Here is a 17,640-nt window from a genome sequence, read left to right on the forward strand (position 1 = left end):
ATTAAATATTAAAAAGTTAAATTGATACCAAGAACATAACTTCTTGAACGTGGGTAAGATGAAGTATCATATCCAGGCGTGATCGCCACTCCTGTTGCTGCTGAAACTTCAGGGTCATAACCAGAGTACCCTGTAATTGTAGCCACATTGTTCACTGTAACGTAGATGCGCGCATTAGTTACCGCAATACGCTGTAAAAATTCTTTATTAAAACTATAGCCAAGCGTTAACTGAGCAATTCTCAGATAAGAGCCGTCTTCCACATAATATGATGATGGATAGGCTATATTTGCAGTATTCGTATTGCTTAAACTCCAAAGTCTTGAATTTTCATCCGGGTTAAGCTCTTTTAATCTTTCTAAATTTGTTGTTGCCTGTCCTGTATTTGGATCTATTAAACGATAATAATTATTTCCGAATTCCGAAGGTACGTTCTGAAACATAGCGTAAGGACTTAAACTTTGTTTTGTCGCATTGTAAATATCACCACCAACGCTGAATTTCATGAATACAGCCAGATCAAACCCTTTGTAAGTAAAATTATTGCTGATTCCCCCAATAAAATCAGGTGTTCCGTTTCCTATTTTTACTAATTTTCTTGTAAACTGATCTCCCGCTTCATTATCTGCGGCAAATTTCATATCTCCCGGTTTAGGAGTTCCCGTAGCAGGTTTTACAACCCCCGGTTTTAAAGTAAGTGTTCCGTTTGGCCCCTGAATAAAGTCATCAGTCGTATAAACTCCCTGATAAACATATCCGTACATATCTCCCAGCTGTTCGCCTACTTTAGCATAATAAGTTACCATCCCGGATCTGCTTCCGCCAACGCTGAAAGGTCTGTTGTCTCTTCCATCCAAAGCAAGAACTTTAGACTTATTGAAACCAATATTAGCGTCTGTCGACCATCTGAAGGCTCCGGATTTTACGTTAATGGTATTAAGTGTAAATTCCATACCGCGGTTTCTCATCACTGCTATATTTTCATATCGTGTTGTATAGCCTGTAGACACCGGCAGCCCAACTGGTAGCAACATTTTATTTACATCATTATTGTAAAATTCTGAAGTTAATCTTATCCTGCTATTGAAAAACGCCATATCTACCCCAATATTCGTTGCTTTCATCTCTTCCCACTGCAAATTTTTATTCCCCACAGTAGAGCTTGTTGTAAGTGCCGGATTATTAGGATCATTGTTGGAAGGATAAGTCGTAAGCACTAAGTTTGTTGTGTACAAGCTGTTTCCAATATCATTATTTCCTGTAATACCGTATTCAAATCTTAATTTCAGATCATTAAAAATATTATTAATCTTGCTGTTTTGCCAGAAACTTTCCTGAGAGACACGCCATGCTGCTGCTACTGACGGGAAATTTCCCCACTTTTTATTTGAACCAAATTTTGAAGATCCATCTCTACGAAAAGTAGCTGTCAATAAATAACGGTCATCATAGCTATAGTTTACACGCCCAAAGAAAGAACTCATCGCATAGCTTGAGTGATCTACATTTTTATCGGCCACTGTTGCATTGGTGATATCATCTAATCCATAATTAAAGAGTGGAAATTTGATCAATCTCATACTGCTACTTTCAGCTTCCTGATAAACAGCTTCTTGCCCTACCAAAACAGTAACTTTATGTTTTTCTGCGAATGTTTTATTATATGTTAAAGTATTCGTAATCTGATAACGGTAATTTTCTGAATTTCCGATACTTCCATTGATCCCTGTATTTACAGGATCTGTAAGATAAGCACGGGAATTTGCATCTGAAAATGAAGTAGATTTGCTATTATTCCAGTTATAAGATCCTGCCGTTCTGAATGTGAAATTTTTCAGAAAATCAAATTCAATACCCGCATTAGCTACAAATGATCTGAAACGTCTGTTGGATGTAGATGCCTGAGTTTCTATATACGGGTTTTCTGTATCGAAGCTGGAATCCAATCCCGAATAATCACCATAGGTCTGTGTATTGAACAACTCATCCTGGGTAAATTTTGTTCCTCCAGTAATTGGTTGAAGAAGGATTTTTTTCATTCCGGAATATGCTCCTCCTCCATTAGTTGAATTGGAATTGAACATAGAACTGAAGTCTACTCTTATTCCTTTATATAATTCAGAATTGATATTAGCACGCAGTGAATTTCTGGTTTCACTGTAATTTTGTAATAATCCATCCTGTTTATTATAATTATAACTTATGTATGCCTGAGTTTTTTCATTTCCTACAGAAATGTTGACATTCTGGTTTTGAGTTGTCCCCGTCCCACCAAGCATTTTTTCTTGCCAATCCAATGCAGGAGCCGATGCATATCTACTGTTGATTCTTCCAAAAACTCCTGTATAAAATCCTGGAGTATCAGTCCCTAAGCTATTATCGAAAACATTGCTCCATTGTGTTGTTTTTCCTGCAAGCTGTGCCAGTTCGTATTGATATTTCACATACTCTTCCGATTTGGAAACCATATCCAGCTTCTTCGAAAGCATGTCGAATGACATAAAAGAGTTGTAATTAACAGTCGTTCTGCCCTTTTTTCCGGTTTTTGTTTTAATTACAATAATACCGTTGGAACCACGTGCTCCATAGATCGCAATCGCAGAAGCTCCTTTTAATACATCAATACTTTCTATATCATTTGGATTGATAACATTCAATGCATTATCCAGCTGGAAGCCATCTACAATATAAAGTGGTTCCGTACCCTGGGTAATAGATGCACCCCCACGAAGGGTAACGTTGGCTCCTGCTCCCGGAGCACCGCCTGCTGTGACGATATTAAGACCGGCAGCTCTTCCCTGTAATGCCTGCAAAGCGTTCATGGCCGGTGTTGCCGCAAGATCTTTTGCCGAAACAGAAGATACCGATCCCGTAAGATCAGATTTTTTTACTTTGCCGTAGCCGATAACAACAACCTCTTCGATATCTTTCGTTTTTGCAGAATCCTTAGTTGTTGTTTGCCCAAAGACAAAACCAGATGCAAGCAGAAATAAAGGTGCAATTAATGGCTTTAAATTCTTGTTTGTATTTTTTAAAGACATATATTAATTTTTAATAACGTTAAATAAGTATGAGCAATGTACACTCTTAGAAAAGTTTGGGCATCCTGCAATATCCTGCATTATAAAATTCTTAATTTTTCTTAATAATTTATTAATATTTCACGTAAAATTTAGAAATTATAACGATATAATCATATTTATTTAAAATAATTGTTGAAATTTACAACCGTAATTCTCGCAGGTTTCCTGATTTTATTTCATTCTGTTGAAATTTTACCTAAGCCAGCAAGAAAATTTTTCTTAAAACTGAGTTTTCATTGGCTCCATTAGAATTATTTACCGGTAATGTTTGATTTTATAGTGATGATCTTTCATTATTCTTGTACATTTTTCAAAAATACAGTATTCATTAAACATAAAAAAGGCAGCTGAAAAATTCAGTGCCTTTGGTGAGTTAAAAAAATCTAACTCTGAAACTATATGAATGGTATAAAAAATTAAAGTTAAAAAAAACTGTAAACACTTTATCTCAAAGAATTACCGTATCCTACAATTAAAATTGAAATAAACATCACCGTCATTCCAATAGCAATGGTGGTAGTTGTTTTTTTGGAAACACCTTTCCATTCCTTTATGATGATCCCCCATAAATTGGCAATTAAAATAATAAAAGCCATGTGTAAGATCCACGAGCTGGCGCCATTTCCCATTTTACTTTCTCCCATTCCGTAGAAGAAGAACTGTAAAAACCACATTGTTCCGGCCATTGCACAGAAAATAAGATTGCTCAAAACAGGCACATTTCTTTTGGTGTAGTCGGTATACGATTTATTTTTAATGGCAAGATATAAACAACCTATCAGGTTCACTGCCATCCCGCCCCAAAGCACAACGACATATGTTACATTGTTTTGAAAAAGGAATTCTCCCTGTCCCGGATTTGCGTTTTTCCACAATTCGTTGGCTACGGTTGCCATTGGTTTTCCGGCTTCCAGTCCAAAATTGAAGCATGCACTTAATACTCCTGATATGATGGAAACTATTAATCCCAATCCGAATTTATATTCCGTTTTTACCTGTGTCCCATGAGGATCCAAAGAATCTGTCTGTAATTCCTTTTCCTTCATCATCCCTGCTTTTCCACTGATGATGATTCCGATAACGCAGACAAATAATCCTAATAAAACCATCTGTCCCCATTTACTGGAAAGCATTAAACCGATATTATCTTTCCCTGTTTGCGGAGAAAATTCATAATAAATCGAAGGAACCAGCGAGCCAAAAACCATGCAAAGCCCCAAAATAATGCTGCTTCCGAGCGCTACCCCCAAATATCGGACTCCCAAACCATAAGTAAAACCTCCAATTCCCCACAAGGCACCGAACAAAAACGTCAGTCCCAATATGGAAGAACTCTCATTCTGTATAATTTCCCAAAAATTAGGAATGGTAAGAAAAGCAGCCAACGGCGGAACGATGATCCATGAGACAATTCCTCCTATCAACCAATATGTTTCCCAAGACCATCCTTTGACTTTTTTATACGGCAAGTAAAAACTTCCTGAAGAAAAGCCTCCTAAAAAATGAAAAAAAACTCCTAATAATGCATTCATAATTTTATCTTATGGATTGAATTTGAAAATTAGCAATATGAAATCGATTGCGCATCTTGTAGTGTCATGCACTTAATTTTATAGCTTTCTTTTTGGCAATAAATCTAAGATTTTTTCTTAAATTCTTTAATACTATTTTGTTTTTGAAATTTTTGAAACTGTTGAATGATTTTAACGCAAAGATTTTCAATGGTATATCTTCTAATTCTAGGAAACAAAGGAGGCGAATAAATTCGCTTCAGAAGCAGGCGCTTTATAAAATTGATTTACAAATTCTTTGCTTTCTCGCTTAAATTTAATTATTGAGATAAATCTTTGCGTTAAAAAAATAAGGTTTTATTTTTAGTCGGGCTAAAGCCCGAATCTATTGATATTCCCACAGATTTCACAGATTTGCACAGATTTTTATGTTATATTTTTTATTGTCATTGAAAAAACCTAACGGGTTTTCAAAACCCGTTAGGTTTGAGACGCTAAATCTGATATTTTCAGAGATTAAAAGGTATGATTATTTTAAAATCTATTTCAATTGATAAACCTCGCTCGCTGCAAGCAACAGACAACCCAAACCGTAATCTTCAAAATCCGGTTGCTTATCGATGGCAAGAGGCTGACCATCTTTCGGTTCTTTCCCGGTTCCCTGTACCCAGCCCAAAAATCCATTCGGCTGAACAGAATCTTTAACAATAGCATTCCAGGCTTTAATAACAACAGGTAAATACTTTTCTCTGTCAATCAATCCTTTATTGATTCCATACGCCATTCCGTATACGAAAAGAGCGGTTCCTGTCATTTCTTTTCCTCCGAAATTGGTAGGATCATGCAGACTTACATTCCAGAATCCGTCTTCTCTCTGAATCGGAGGCAACGCAGACAACAAATCTTTGTAATCCTGCAAATATTCCTGATAATGAGCGTCGGATTTTGGGGTATCTTCCAATGTTCTGGCCAAAGCAGCCACTACCCAGCCATTTCCGCGGCTCCAGTAGCAATCTTCACCATTCGGTTCTTTATAAGGTGGAACAAAACTTTTATCTCTCCACCAAAGTTTGTCTTTAGGGTTGTAAAGGCCGTTTCCACCGTGCTTGTATTTTGTAAAGGCATACATTTCGTAGTTTTTATCGAAATATTTCTGCTCTCCGGTAATTCTTCCCAACTTCGTAAAGATCGGCATTCCCATTTGCAAAGCATCGATCCACCACCAGTCATCGGATTTTTTGGAAGCGATCATACTGTCCATCGAAGCTTTAACAAATTTAATTCTCTCCGGATTCTTTTTGCCGTCAATTTCATAAAGATCCAGATAGGTTTGTCCGCAAGCCTGATTGTCTGCATTACGCGTGTAAGTGTCACGCATCATGTTCCATTTGTGATTTTCTGACCATGAAATTGCGTAATCGTAATATTCTTTTTTCGGATCTACTTTATACAGTGCCATCAATCCTTCATAATAAACCGCGCGCGTCCACAAGTTGCTTGGCCATACTTTTTTACCTACAATTTCTTTTCCCGTGTCCGGCCATTTGTTCATGAAATATTGGTTAGCCCGCCTTGAAACTTCCAACACTTCTTTTTTATCAGGCAGATTATTATTTTTAGCTGATGCCTGTTTTTGAACGGAACACGAGGATAAAGCCCCGAATATCAGTATAAAAACAGCACTTCTCATTATTACCTTTTTCATAATATTTATTTTTATTTTATATATTTTTTCAGTTCGCAACTTTTTAAATCCTTAATTCCTTTAGTCACCAATTCTGCATTTAAGACAGCTCCTTCTTTATTAGTATGGGTATGGTCTTTCGGGAAGAAAGCTTTCACTTTTTCCTGTCCCATTTCCTGATATTTTTCGATGACCATTTTATTTAAATCAATAAAATAAGCTCCTGTTTGTTGTGCAACTTGCTGTGCCCAAATTCCGTATTGATCTTTTTTTATTTTCCCGCTTTTATCAAAATCATTTCTCGGAATTGGAGAAACAATAATAGGAATTGCGCCTTTAGCTTTTGCTTCCTGAGCATACTTTCTCATATAATGCCCGTACGTATAAACGGTTTCGTTCACTTTATGAATTGGATTATAGATATCTTTTGACTCTTCTCCAATACCTTTGATCGTGCCTCTTGCCCGCAATGTATCTGCCAGTTCACCCCCATCATTGTGACCAAACTGCATTAAAACATAGTCTCCTTTTTTAATCGTTTTCATAATCGAATCCCAACGACCTTCCGTTATAAATGTTCGACTGCTTCTGCCTCCTTTTGCATGATTCTGAATTTCAATTTTATTTGTATTTAAATATAAATTCATAAAACTTCCCCAGCCCCAAAGTGAATCTGAGCCTTTGCCTGAACCGTTTTGCACCGTGGAATCACCGATAATGTAAAGAACAGGTTTGTCCTGAAGTTTTTGAAATGAAACTCCTAAAAACACTGCTAATAGAAGCGGAATGATAATTTTAAATTTCATAAATCTTTTATTTTTTCATAATTCTGAATTTTAAATACTAAGCTCACCAAGTTTTTATTTGAAATCTCAAAACTATTATTTAAAGTTTCACAAAGCTGCTAAAGCTTATAAAAGTTCACTATTCTAGTGATGACCGCTTACAGCCATTTATTTTTCCGTATAAATATTCGGTTTTGGCACTTCTTTCACTGATTCATCAAGATAATAATCCGTATGTGGGGGCTGATTGTAGCCTACATTTTGCCAAACGATGCTCAAACGATATTGCGGATTGTGCATCAAAGTATACAAACGATGCTTTGTAGGAATAGTTGAACTAAAGATTCTAAGCTCCTGATTATCTGAAGTCCTGTAGATCAATTCTTCCCGCCAGTCTCCGAATAAATCTGCTACCAACGAAGGGTTTTTCTTCGTCCCGTTGTTGGATTCACACTGAAAATCTTTAGCATCAAATATTAAGTTTGATTTCTCATTTTTCCAATTCCATTTTGATACCGTAGTTCCATCTAAAATTTCGCTTAAAAAATCGCCGTCCCAATAAATTCCCATATTAACAGCCGGATTTTTATTACTTATTTTATTTCCTTTGGCATCATAAAGCCCCTTCACTCCCGCTCCTGCAGCCCAACATTCTGATCCTTCGTGACGGGGATCGATATTTAAAGATAATCCTCTTCCGGGACCTTGGAATTTGCCTTGCTTACTATAAATCAAAGAAGGTAATTTCCATAAAACCTTTCCTGTTGCACCATCTCTGAAATGTGCTCCCGCATCGTCAAACCTTTCCTGAATGTCGAAAATTTCCAATCCGGGATGAGAAGGGTCGAGATCACCGACGTGCAAAGCATCACCATGACCAAATCCTGTGCTGTTTAAAACTTTCCCGTTGTCATCGACCGTCATGGCGCCAAAAACGATCTCATCTTTCCCGTCGTTATCAACATCTGCAATGCTCAGATTATGGTTTCCCTGTCCGCGAAATTTCTTGTTTTCTTCCGAGCTTTCCGTATCAAATAACCATCGCAAGCTGAGCTTTTTATCTTTGTAATCCCAGGCTGCAATCGCCGTTCGGGTGTAATATCCCCTCGACATAATCACACTTGGGTTTTTCCCATCAAGATACGCAACTGCGCCCAAAAACCGATCTATCCGGTTTCCTTTTGCATCGCCCCAGGTTTCGGTCATTTGTTCATCAGTAGGATTCAAACTGCCTGCAAATCTTGGAACCTGATAATTGACTGTATTAATTTCCTCACCTGTCTCTCCGTTAAAAACGGTCAGATATTCTGGTCCGGAAAGGATAAATCCGTTTTCATTGACGTAATTTTTTGTGGCATCTCCGATAACTTTTCCTTTGCCATCCTTACTTCCGTCCGCTGTTTTCATCACCACTTCCGCTTTACCGTCCTGGTCTAAATCGTACACCAAAAACTGGGTATAATGTGCCCCTTCCCTAATATTTTTCCCTAAATTAATTTCCCATAAAAACTTCCCATTCAATTTATAAGCCTGGATAACCGGAGGATCTGTGATCCCTTTCTGGCTGTTGTCGCGGGATTGTCCCGTTTGATGAAGGATGATCTCGTATTCACCATCACCGTCAAGATCTGCAACTGAAATATCATTGGGCGTATATCCGGCTGGTGTTTTCAAAGGAATTGAAAAATACGGCTTTTGAGAAGCTGTATATTTTGCAGAATCCTGATCGATCTCCTGATTTTTGGTATTTGACTTTACAAAATATGTGTAATTTTTTCTTTTATCTGCTGTTTTGTCTAAAAAGCTGGTTTCATTAAGCAATGGCTTTTCATTCAGTTTTTTAGTTGAATTATTTTCAATCCGATAGAGATCAAAATGAGTATTCTGAGGTTCTGTTCCGAGTAATCTCCAGCTTACAAAAATGCCTGATTCTGCAGGTATAGCGACAATTCCTCTTTTCAGGTATTCCATTTGTCTCTGTGCTGAAATGGATTGTGAAAAAAGAACCGTAAGTATAATTAAGTTAAATTTTATATTCATAATTCTGAATTATTTAAAATTAGCATTATTCAATCGATTGCACAAATTTAAAAATGCATCATCTATTATTTTGAATAATGCAAAGGCATCAACTGAATCTGTCCATCCAATCCTGAAGGCTGAACTTTCCAATTGGAAGCATCAAAAGCTTTATAATCAATATTTACAAAATTGATTTCATGGTAATTCCGCCATTGGATTTTGTTCTGATCCATGTATCGGATTCTGTTTGCCATCAGATTACACACCTCAATCTGAATGGTATTTTTACCTTTTTTAAGGTATTTTCCAATGTTTATTTCAAACGGAATACTCCATACAATCCCCGCATCCTGACCATTGACAATCACTTTTGCACTTTCGTACAATTTGTCAAATTTTAAAAGATAATCGTCTGCATTTTTCTTGTTTAAATTCAAAGTTGTTGTGTAAACACCCGTTCCTGAAAAGCTTTGTGTAGCAGGGTCTTCTGAAAAATTTGTCCAGGGTTCAAGCTTTTTTAAATTTCTGGATTTCGGAAGTTCGGGACCGCCTTCCTTGAAACTCAAATGCCAAGGTTGATTCAAAATAATCGGAGAATCTGTTTTTTCAATGTATTTCCATTTTGGGATTGATTTATCGGGATTTTCAACAGTTTTTAATACTAAAGATTCTCCCGGTTTCAGCTGGATTTTAACTAAATTATTCTGTACTTCAGCAACACCAAAATCTCCATTTTCAGGGTTCATTATCGTTGTTTGCTTTCCTGTATAATTCATCGGGACAAATTGATTGATCTCCTTTGAAGTATGATTAACAATGAAATAATATTTTCCACCATCAAAGGTTCTTCTCACAAACTTCAATCCGGTTTCCGTTAATTTTTCTCTTTCTATTCTTAAATATTCCAATCCTTTTGCAACATCAAAACTTAAAATAATTTTTCCTTTTCCGAATGTTGCAATTTTCATAGTTTCACCTTGATTTTGAAACGGAATTTTGTTCCACAACGATGTTAATTCATTCCTTCTTTTTTCAACTTCAAAATATCCCGGAATATCTTTCGGTTCGTTTTGAAAAACAACGGAAGCGCCGTTTTCGGCTAATTTTAAAATATGATTTAAGGTAGTTTCCGGTAAATATTTTAATTCAGGAATAATTAAAACCTGATAAGAAGAACCTTTATCCGTCGTCTGAATTCTTTGATTTTGAAATGTTGACTCGCCAATCATTTTATCCGAAATCATATCCAACGAATATCCAATTTTGCTCAGCTTCGTCAGATCTTGATAAAAAGGTGTCGGCTGCAGCCATTTTTCAACGTTATGAACTTTAAAGGCCATATCTTTCCCTTTCGGATTCGCCCATTGGTCGTAAATTGGCCAGTACATTAAAACTTCGTTATCGGATTTTCCGCTCTGTAAAACACTTTGGGTACGTTCGATATAAGAATTGAGACCTTTCAAATGCGGCCAAAGGCTGTTTTCAGGAACAAAATTCACCGAGGCATAAAACAGCCATCCCGGAAACGGAACATCGGCAGGTGTATACGTTGTCCCATGATAAAAAACGTGATTGATTCCTGATAAAAAAACCTGCTCCACTTCCGGTTTTGCCTGTGACCAGGAGGTTTTAAAATGTTCCGTCAGCCAAGTGAAAGTTTCGTTGGATATCAATGGTTTTCCTGTAACATTTGCAGCCGAAGATGCAAATTTCAGCATATTAATATCTGGAATATCGGATTTTTGAACATCTGCACTATCCCTTCTCAACCCCGGAATATCAAAAACAGTACTTCCGAATGTTTCAGATTCAGGAATATCGACTGCAGCGTACAAATCAAGCAAATTTCCGGGCGACCCGTGTGCCTGATTGGTATTTTTTGAGTTTTTCGAATCTGCCCAGCTGGTGAAATTATCGGCAAAATTATTTAAAATCAATTCACTCAGCGTTTCGCGGTAATCGGATTTTATTCTTGTTGTAATTTCATTATCCTCATCGCTCACCAAATATTTGATGTACGGACTTAGATCGTACCCTCTCCTTTTTTTAAATTCATTTGTAAAATCAGGCGTCCAGTCGGCATTGAAGACTTCATAACTATCATTAAAAAAAGAACGAACCCCATAGTTGGAATTTCCAAAAGCTTTATCGAAAGTTTTCAAATAATCTTTGGTGGCATCAGGTGAAAAATGGTCTAAAGTATATCCCTCTCCACCCGGAGCGGCACGTTTTACTTTTTGCAAAGTTTTCCCTGTAAAAACTGCATAAACTGTCCATTTTCCGGAATCAGGTTTCCAGTTGAGAGAGCCGTCGCTGGTGATTTTTTCAGTTAAGACAATCGCTTCATTTTTTTCGTTATAAGCGGTTACAATGTTTAATTTTATCCTTTTTAAATTCTTTAACTTTTCATCTTTTAAAACAATTTTTTCTGAAAATTTTTCACCCGATGAAATGGTGTAAGTCTGAACGATCATTTTGGTTGCAGCATCCTGTTCATCAACCTGAGGTCCACCGATCGGCCAGCCTGTTCCGACAGCCATATCAACACCCATATTCATGCTTTTGGCTTTGTTTGTGGTAAATTGAAGCATTTTCATCCACTCTGGAGAAAGGTAATTGATGTATTGATTTTCAAATCCTTTTGCTCCGTAAATCGGAACGATTTCTACGCCTCCAAAACCTGCTTTATGAAGTGTTGTCAGCTGTTTATCCAGTCCTTTTTCGTCAACGGCATTTCCCATCCACCACCAGCGCGTCCACGGTTGGGCGGTGTTTGTAGTTGGCGGCCATGGGTTTTGTGCGGAAAGATTTCCGAAGGCAAGACAGATGACACTTAGACAGATTATATTTTTAATTTTCATTTTTGATTCCTATTTTTTCACCGAGTTTCACCCGATACTATTCATATTGAACCACTTCGTGGTTCTTTAAACTTTACGTTTAAGTTGATTTTCAATTTCCATCAGGTTTTAAAGATTCCATAAAGATGCTTTCCGGCCAGTAAAATTTCTCGACGGCATCAGGTTTATTTAAATCAAAACCTTTATAATTCTTGGAAACAAATTTACTCAAAGGTAATTTTTGATCTACCATACTTTTTACCACACATTTTGCCAGTTCATAAGCTCCATACGTATTAAAATGAGTGTCATCCGCCAAAGCATTCGGTTGGTTCGGATAAGAATTTGCCGGATAATAGACAAATGCTTTTTTAGAATTTTCCGGTCCCATTGCTTCAAACAACGTTTTGCTCATGGCATTTAGATCTATCAAAAATATATTTTCTTCCTTTGCCACTTCACGCATCGCTTCAGGAAAATCATCCAAAGTATTGACAATCTTGTTATTTTCATCAAAAACATGACGGTTCATTGAAGTCACCAACACCGGAATTGCTCCCCATTGTTTTGCTTTATCAATCCATTCTTTTAACCTTTTTCTATATCCTGATTTTTCACTATTTCCATACTTTTGGTCGTTGTGTCCGAATTGAATGAATAGGTAATCACCTGGTCTTAATTTCTTCCAGATTTTATCGATTCTGTGACGGTCTTCAAAGGCTTTTAGCGTTTCGCCGCTTTCGGCATAATTGGCAATCACAACTTTTTCCGGTACAAAAAAATACGGCAGCATCTGCCCCCACGAAGCCCACGGTTCGTACTGCGCGTCCACCACAGTGGAATCTCCTGTCAGGTAAATTGTTTTCGCTGTTTTATTAGGCTGAATGATTAATGAACAGACTTTCGGAGCTTTATCATTAAACTCGATCGTCAGTAAATTGTCCCAATGCAGGTATTTCCTTTCTCTTGGCTTTAATTTTACAATCCCGATTTTTTCTCCATCATGATTGCGGATGATGCTGTCTTTTACGTGAACAGTGATTGTTTTTTCTAAAATTTCGCCTTCTTTTGTTTTCACATTATCCAACATGAGGCGACGGTTTTCTACGCGAACTGTTGTTTCAGAAGTGCCATTTGTATCGCCAAGATTGAGTTTAATATCATAATTTCCTTCCGGAATGACCACCGAAAAATAGAAAGGTTTGTCGCTGGTGATGTAATCTCCCGTCAATGCGTTTCCTCCGTTGTCCACGGATTTTAAACCGGAAATATCCATGAAGCCGTAACCTGTTTTTCTATCAAATTTTGAATTTTTAGTAATGGGGATATATCCGTTTTCGACTCTGCTTCCTCCAAAATCAAATTTGAAAGTGGTTTGTTGAGCAAACATCAACGAACAGACAAAAATCATTAAAAATTTTATTCTATTTTCCATCATTAATCCGTTAAAATATTAACTTCCGGCATGGTAAACTGTTTCTTTTCATCGCCCAAATCCGGCAGTCCGAAATAGAAATACAGTGTTCTTTTAAAAGTTCCGTTGAGATGATTCAACTCACTTTCTGGCCCTAAAGATTCTGTTTTATCATTAATATTAAAAGCCAAAACAGTTCCCAACGGCGGTATTGCATCTAGAAATGAAATATTTCCTGTCGGCAATTTCGGATAACCTTCTGCACCATAAATTCCATAAAAATCGAAAAGTCGGACGAACATTTTTTCTTCTTTCGTTCCGATGGTGATTTTACCTTCTGCCGTGTCTAGCTGCAACCAGGAAATATCATCAAAATAGCCTTTAAATTCAGGATAAATCCATGATGAAAAGCCTGTTCTGGTAGAGTTTTTCAAATTCTGCCAAACATTATAAGTTTGTCCCTGAGTACGATTTTTCCAGACGTGATAAGGACCTTTGCCCAGCCATTTTGCGTTAATGACATAATTTTCAGGATAATCAAAACTTACGCCTGCAAACGGATAATCGCCTGAAAGTGCATATTCGTAATTTAACTCTAAAATTCCGTCAGGATTTAGCTTCCAGATTATTTTATTTCCATTTTTATAGTATGCTTCAATGAATTGATTTTTTCCTTCAGCAAAAGATTTTATAGATGATAATTCTACTTTTCCATTCATGAAAACAGGTCCGTTTCGAAAGGTCATTTTTTTTCCTTTTTTATCGAGAATAACTGATTTTAATAATCCATCCTTTTTCCCGATTGAAAATTCTTTTTCATCAGATTTTAAAATAAATAAAGAATCATTTTCCGCAACAGAAACCGGGAATTCTTTGGTTAAATTTTTCTGAAACTGTTTTGAAATTTCAAGATTTGAAGCAATTTTCCAAGTCCAGGTATACATTTCTTTCCCGAAAGGATCGATTGCGGTTAATGACAAAGCATCACTTTCTTTCCAGTTTTGAGGAAGATTGAGATTAACATTTCCTTTTTCTGTCGGTTTAATATTGGGAGATTCGGCTTTTCCTGTTTTAATACTCTCAAACCCTGATTCTGATGAGAATGGTGTTTTAAATTGTATTAATTTCCATTCAAACTGACATTCATTTAAGTTGGTAAAATGGTAGCGGTTTTCTACCGGAATACTTCCGTTAAAATCGTTTGAAATCGTCTTTAAATCAATCTTTACCGGACTGTAAATTTCGCGGATGGCGTAAAAACTTCCCTCCTTTTCACGATGCGGCCCAACAACTCCATCCGGCGCGTTGATGGCATTGACATCGATCTGATTGTTGAAATCGGTTCTTACCAAACCTTCATCTGCAAACGCCCAGATAAAGCCTCCTGCTCCTTTTTTGGAATTCCAGTGAAGTTCCCAATAATCGGCCAGAGAAGTTCCGCCGCCGCCATCATCCTGTGCGTGCAAAAATTCGGTCGGCATATAGATATTTTCTCCGTTAAGGATTTTTTGTGTGCTGTAATAATCTTCGTAATGGTTGCAATCGATCCCGTTGAAAGCATTTCCCGGCTTGTGATGCGCGTGAATGACCGGGCGATTGGAAAGGTCATATTTTGCAAATTCTGCATCCAGATCAAAATTATGTCCGCCTTCGTTTCCGTTGCTCCAGAAAATGATGGAAGGATGGTTTGCATCTCTTGTAACCATTTCCCTCACGAGTTTTTTTCCGATTTCCGTGCTGTATTTTTTCTGCCAGCCTGCCAATTCATCCAAGACATATAATCCTAAAGAATCACAGATTTTTAAAAATGATCTATTCGGTGGATAATGCGAACAGCGAACGGCATTCATATTCATTTCTTTGATGAGCTGAACATCCATCAAATCAATATTTTCCGTCACAGAACGACCGGTTTCCGGCCACCAAACGTGTCGGTTGATGCCTTTCATTTTAATTTTAGTTCCGTTGATGTAAATTCCATCATCTTTCCGGATTTCAATGGTTCGGAAGCCGAATTTTTCTTCGGTCTGATAAATTCTTCTTTTATTTTTATTTAAAGTAAATTTTGCTTTGTATAAATTCGGCGTTTCGGCTGTCCAGAGTTTGGGATTTTTAACGGAAAACTGAAGTTGTTTTAAAGTATCTCCTTTTTCAATGTTAACTTGAGATTCAGCAACCAGAGTATTGTTTGAATCAAATAATTCCACTTTTAAATTATTGCTGGATTCAATTCCTTTTAAATGAATATTGGAGCGAAAAGTTCCGTCGGCTTTAGCATCAATGGCTGTCCATGAAATATTTTCTCTTGGAGTCGCTTCCAGATAAACAGGTCTGAAAATTCCTCCCAAAACCCAATAATCGGCGAGACGTTCTGCATTGTTGACGGATTTGTCGGCGGACATTTTGGAGACTTTGACTTCAAGAATATTCTCTTTTCCGAAAATTAATTTATCAGAAATATCATATTTAAACTCATAAAAAGCGCCTTGATGAGTTGCTCCGGCAGGCTTTCCATTAATTTTCACTTCGGTGTCGGTCATTGAACCTTCAAAAACGATGTTCACCGATTTTCCTTTCCACGAATTTGAAACTGAAAACTTGTGTTTATATACACCTACTTCATCATTAAATTTAAAATTTTTGCCGTAGGTTACATAGTCTCTGCCGTAATTGTACGAGCCAAATCCCTGCTGTTCCCATTGAGAAGGTACCTGGATTTTGCTCCAATTTCCGGATTTCCGACCTCCATTGATCCAAAAATCCCATGCTTCAGTATGCTCAGCATCTTTCCCGCTCAGGAATTGGATTTCCTTAGACTGAGAATGCAATAATTGTGAGCATAAACATAACAGAAAGAATATTTTAGAAGAATAATTCATTATTTTTTTCCTTCGTCGGAGTCGTCTTTTTTATCGTATGATTGGTTGAGAGAAGCTATTTTGGTAACAGTTACATTCGTTTTCTTTAAATTTTCAATCGCATTCAAGTTCTGCTCTTCAGGCTTTAATGCTTTAATTTTTACATTTTCAAAAGTAAAGTCTTTCAACTGGTACAGATCTGATTTTTCAATATCGAAAGCCGTTTGACAACTGATGTCGATATTTTTTAGAACAATATTATTTGCTAACCTCCTTTTCGGTGCTTCTTCTCCTTTCAAATCGAAAAACTGGTTCCAGCCTTTTACAAATAAGAACGTTTTTACGTTTCCTTTGATATTGTCAAGTGTGATGTATTCGTAGTGTTGCGGCGTATCCGGACGCATTTTCAAATGCAATAATCGTGACGCATCTTTCACCGTAGAATTTCTGAAAATGATGTTGTAATTGTGGATCGATTCACTGCCGCACGTCAATGCAGAATGACAGAATCCAAACGTATTGTCTTCGATGATAATGTTTCTGTTTTCACCATTATTTGGGTCTTTATCCGCTTTTGGACCTTTTCCGCCTTTCAAGGCAATGGCGTCGTCATTCACGGACATATAACAATTTTTAATTAAAAAATCCGAACATGCGTCGATGTCTACAGCGTCTGTACTAGGCGCTTTTACAGGTTCTTTCGGGGCTAAAATTGTTAAGTTTAATAATTTTACGAATTGACTTTTATAATAATGAGTGCTCCAGAAAGGTGAATTTTTCACCGTAATATCTTCAATCTGAACATTTTTAGAATTTGAAATATAGATAATGCGAGGTCTCATTTCATCCATATTGGTGCATTTGGGATTCCATTCGCGTCTTTTCCAGAAGGCTTTCCAGAATCGAAGTCCGTTTCCGTTGAGTGTACCTTTTCCTGAAATTGTGAAACCATCCAATCCATCGGCGTTTATCAGTGCAGGGAAATATTTTACGGTTTGTCCTTCCATTCTTGTTGTCACAACCGGATAATCGCTGATATCGTCACTTCCTTTTAAAACCGCTCCTTTTTCTAAATGCAAATGCGTTCCCTGCTTAAAAAAAACAGAACTGATCAGGAAAGTTCCTTTCGGGACGATGATTACCCCACCTCCATTTTTAGCAGCTTCATCAATGACGGCCTGAACCTGTTTTGTCTGCAGGACTGTACTATCATTTTTAACTCCAAAATCTGTAAGAATATATTTTTTTCCTAATTTGTTGATGTCTGTAGGCTTATTTTCTTTAAACCATTTCGGAATGAGCGTTCCGTCGGGAAATTTATCCTGGCTTTTCACTCCTGATGAAAAGAAAAAAAGTATCAATAGAGAGAATAGAAGACTTGATTTATTTTGAAATTTCATAATCTTTTTCAGTAAATCCTGAATTTATTTTAATTAAACTAAT

General features: G+C 36.9%; 9 protein-coding genes. All 9 read right to left on the reverse strand.

What is annotated here, in order from left to right:
* Nucleotides 1-8: 8 nt before the first annotated feature.
* A complete protein-coding gene (locus BMX24_RS07970) occupies nt 9-3,041 on the reverse strand; it encodes a SusC/RagA family TonB-linked outer membrane protein (RefSeq protein ID WP_089791502.1) in 3,033 nt (1,010 codons plus the stop codon).
* 485 nt (nt 3,042-3,526) lie between these two features.
* Complete coding sequence (gene rhaT, locus BMX24_RS07975; protein WP_089791503.1) at nt 3,527-4,615, reverse strand: L-rhamnose/proton symporter RhaT; 1,089 nt, start codon at nt 4,613-4,615, stop codon at nt 3,527-3,529.
* A gap of 520 nt (nt 4,616-5,135) precedes the next feature.
* Complete coding sequence (locus BMX24_RS07980; protein WP_089792824.1) at nt 5,136-6,299, reverse strand: glycoside hydrolase family 88/105 protein; 1,164 nt, start codon at nt 6,297-6,299, stop codon at nt 5,136-5,138.
* 11 nt (nt 6,300-6,310) lie between these two features.
* Entirely contained in the window at nt 6,311-7,084 is a 774-nt protein-coding gene (locus BMX24_RS07985) for a rhamnogalacturonan acetylesterase (RefSeq protein ID WP_089791504.1), read from the reverse strand.
* 147 nt (nt 7,085-7,231) lie between these two features.
* Complete coding sequence (locus BMX24_RS07990) at nt 7,232-9,103, reverse strand: rhamnogalacturonan lyase (RefSeq protein ID WP_089791505.1); 1,872 nt, start codon at nt 9,101-9,103, stop codon at nt 7,232-7,234.
* Between the two features lie 65 nt (nt 9,104-9,168).
* Nucleotides 9,169-11,946 (reverse strand): glycosyl hydrolase, encoded by a 2,778-nt coding sequence (locus tag BMX24_RS07995; RefSeq protein ID WP_089791506.1) that lies wholly within the window; start codon nt 11,944-11,946, stop codon nt 9,169-9,171.
* A 91-nt stretch (nt 11,947-12,037) separates the two neighbouring features.
* On the reverse strand, nt 12,038-13,360 hold the full coding sequence (locus BMX24_RS08000) for a rhamnogalacturonan acetylesterase (RefSeq protein WP_089792826.1): 1,323 nt from the start codon (nt 13,358-13,360) through the stop codon (nt 12,038-12,040).
* Between the two features lie 2 nt (nt 13,361-13,362).
* Nucleotides 13,363-16,218 carry a glycoside hydrolase family 2 protein gene (locus BMX24_RS08005; protein WP_089791507.1) on the reverse strand — a complete coding sequence of 952 codons (2,856 nt, stop codon included), beginning with the start codon at nt 16,216-16,218 and terminating at the stop codon, nt 13,363-13,365.
* Nucleotides 16,218-17,597 carry a rhamnogalacturonidase gene (locus BMX24_RS08010; protein WP_089791508.1) on the reverse strand — a complete coding sequence of 460 codons (1,380 nt, stop codon included), beginning with the start codon at nt 17,595-17,597 and terminating at the stop codon, nt 16,218-16,220. The genes BMX24_RS08005 and BMX24_RS08010 overlap by 1 nt, the downstream gene beginning before the upstream one ends.
* Nucleotides 17,598-17,640 lie beyond the last annotated feature (43 nt).

Source organism: Chryseobacterium wanjuense (genome assembly GCF_900111495.1).
In the GTDB taxonomy this organism is placed as follows: domain Bacteria; phylum Bacteroidota; class Bacteroidia; order Flavobacteriales; family Weeksellaceae; genus Chryseobacterium; species Chryseobacterium wanjuense.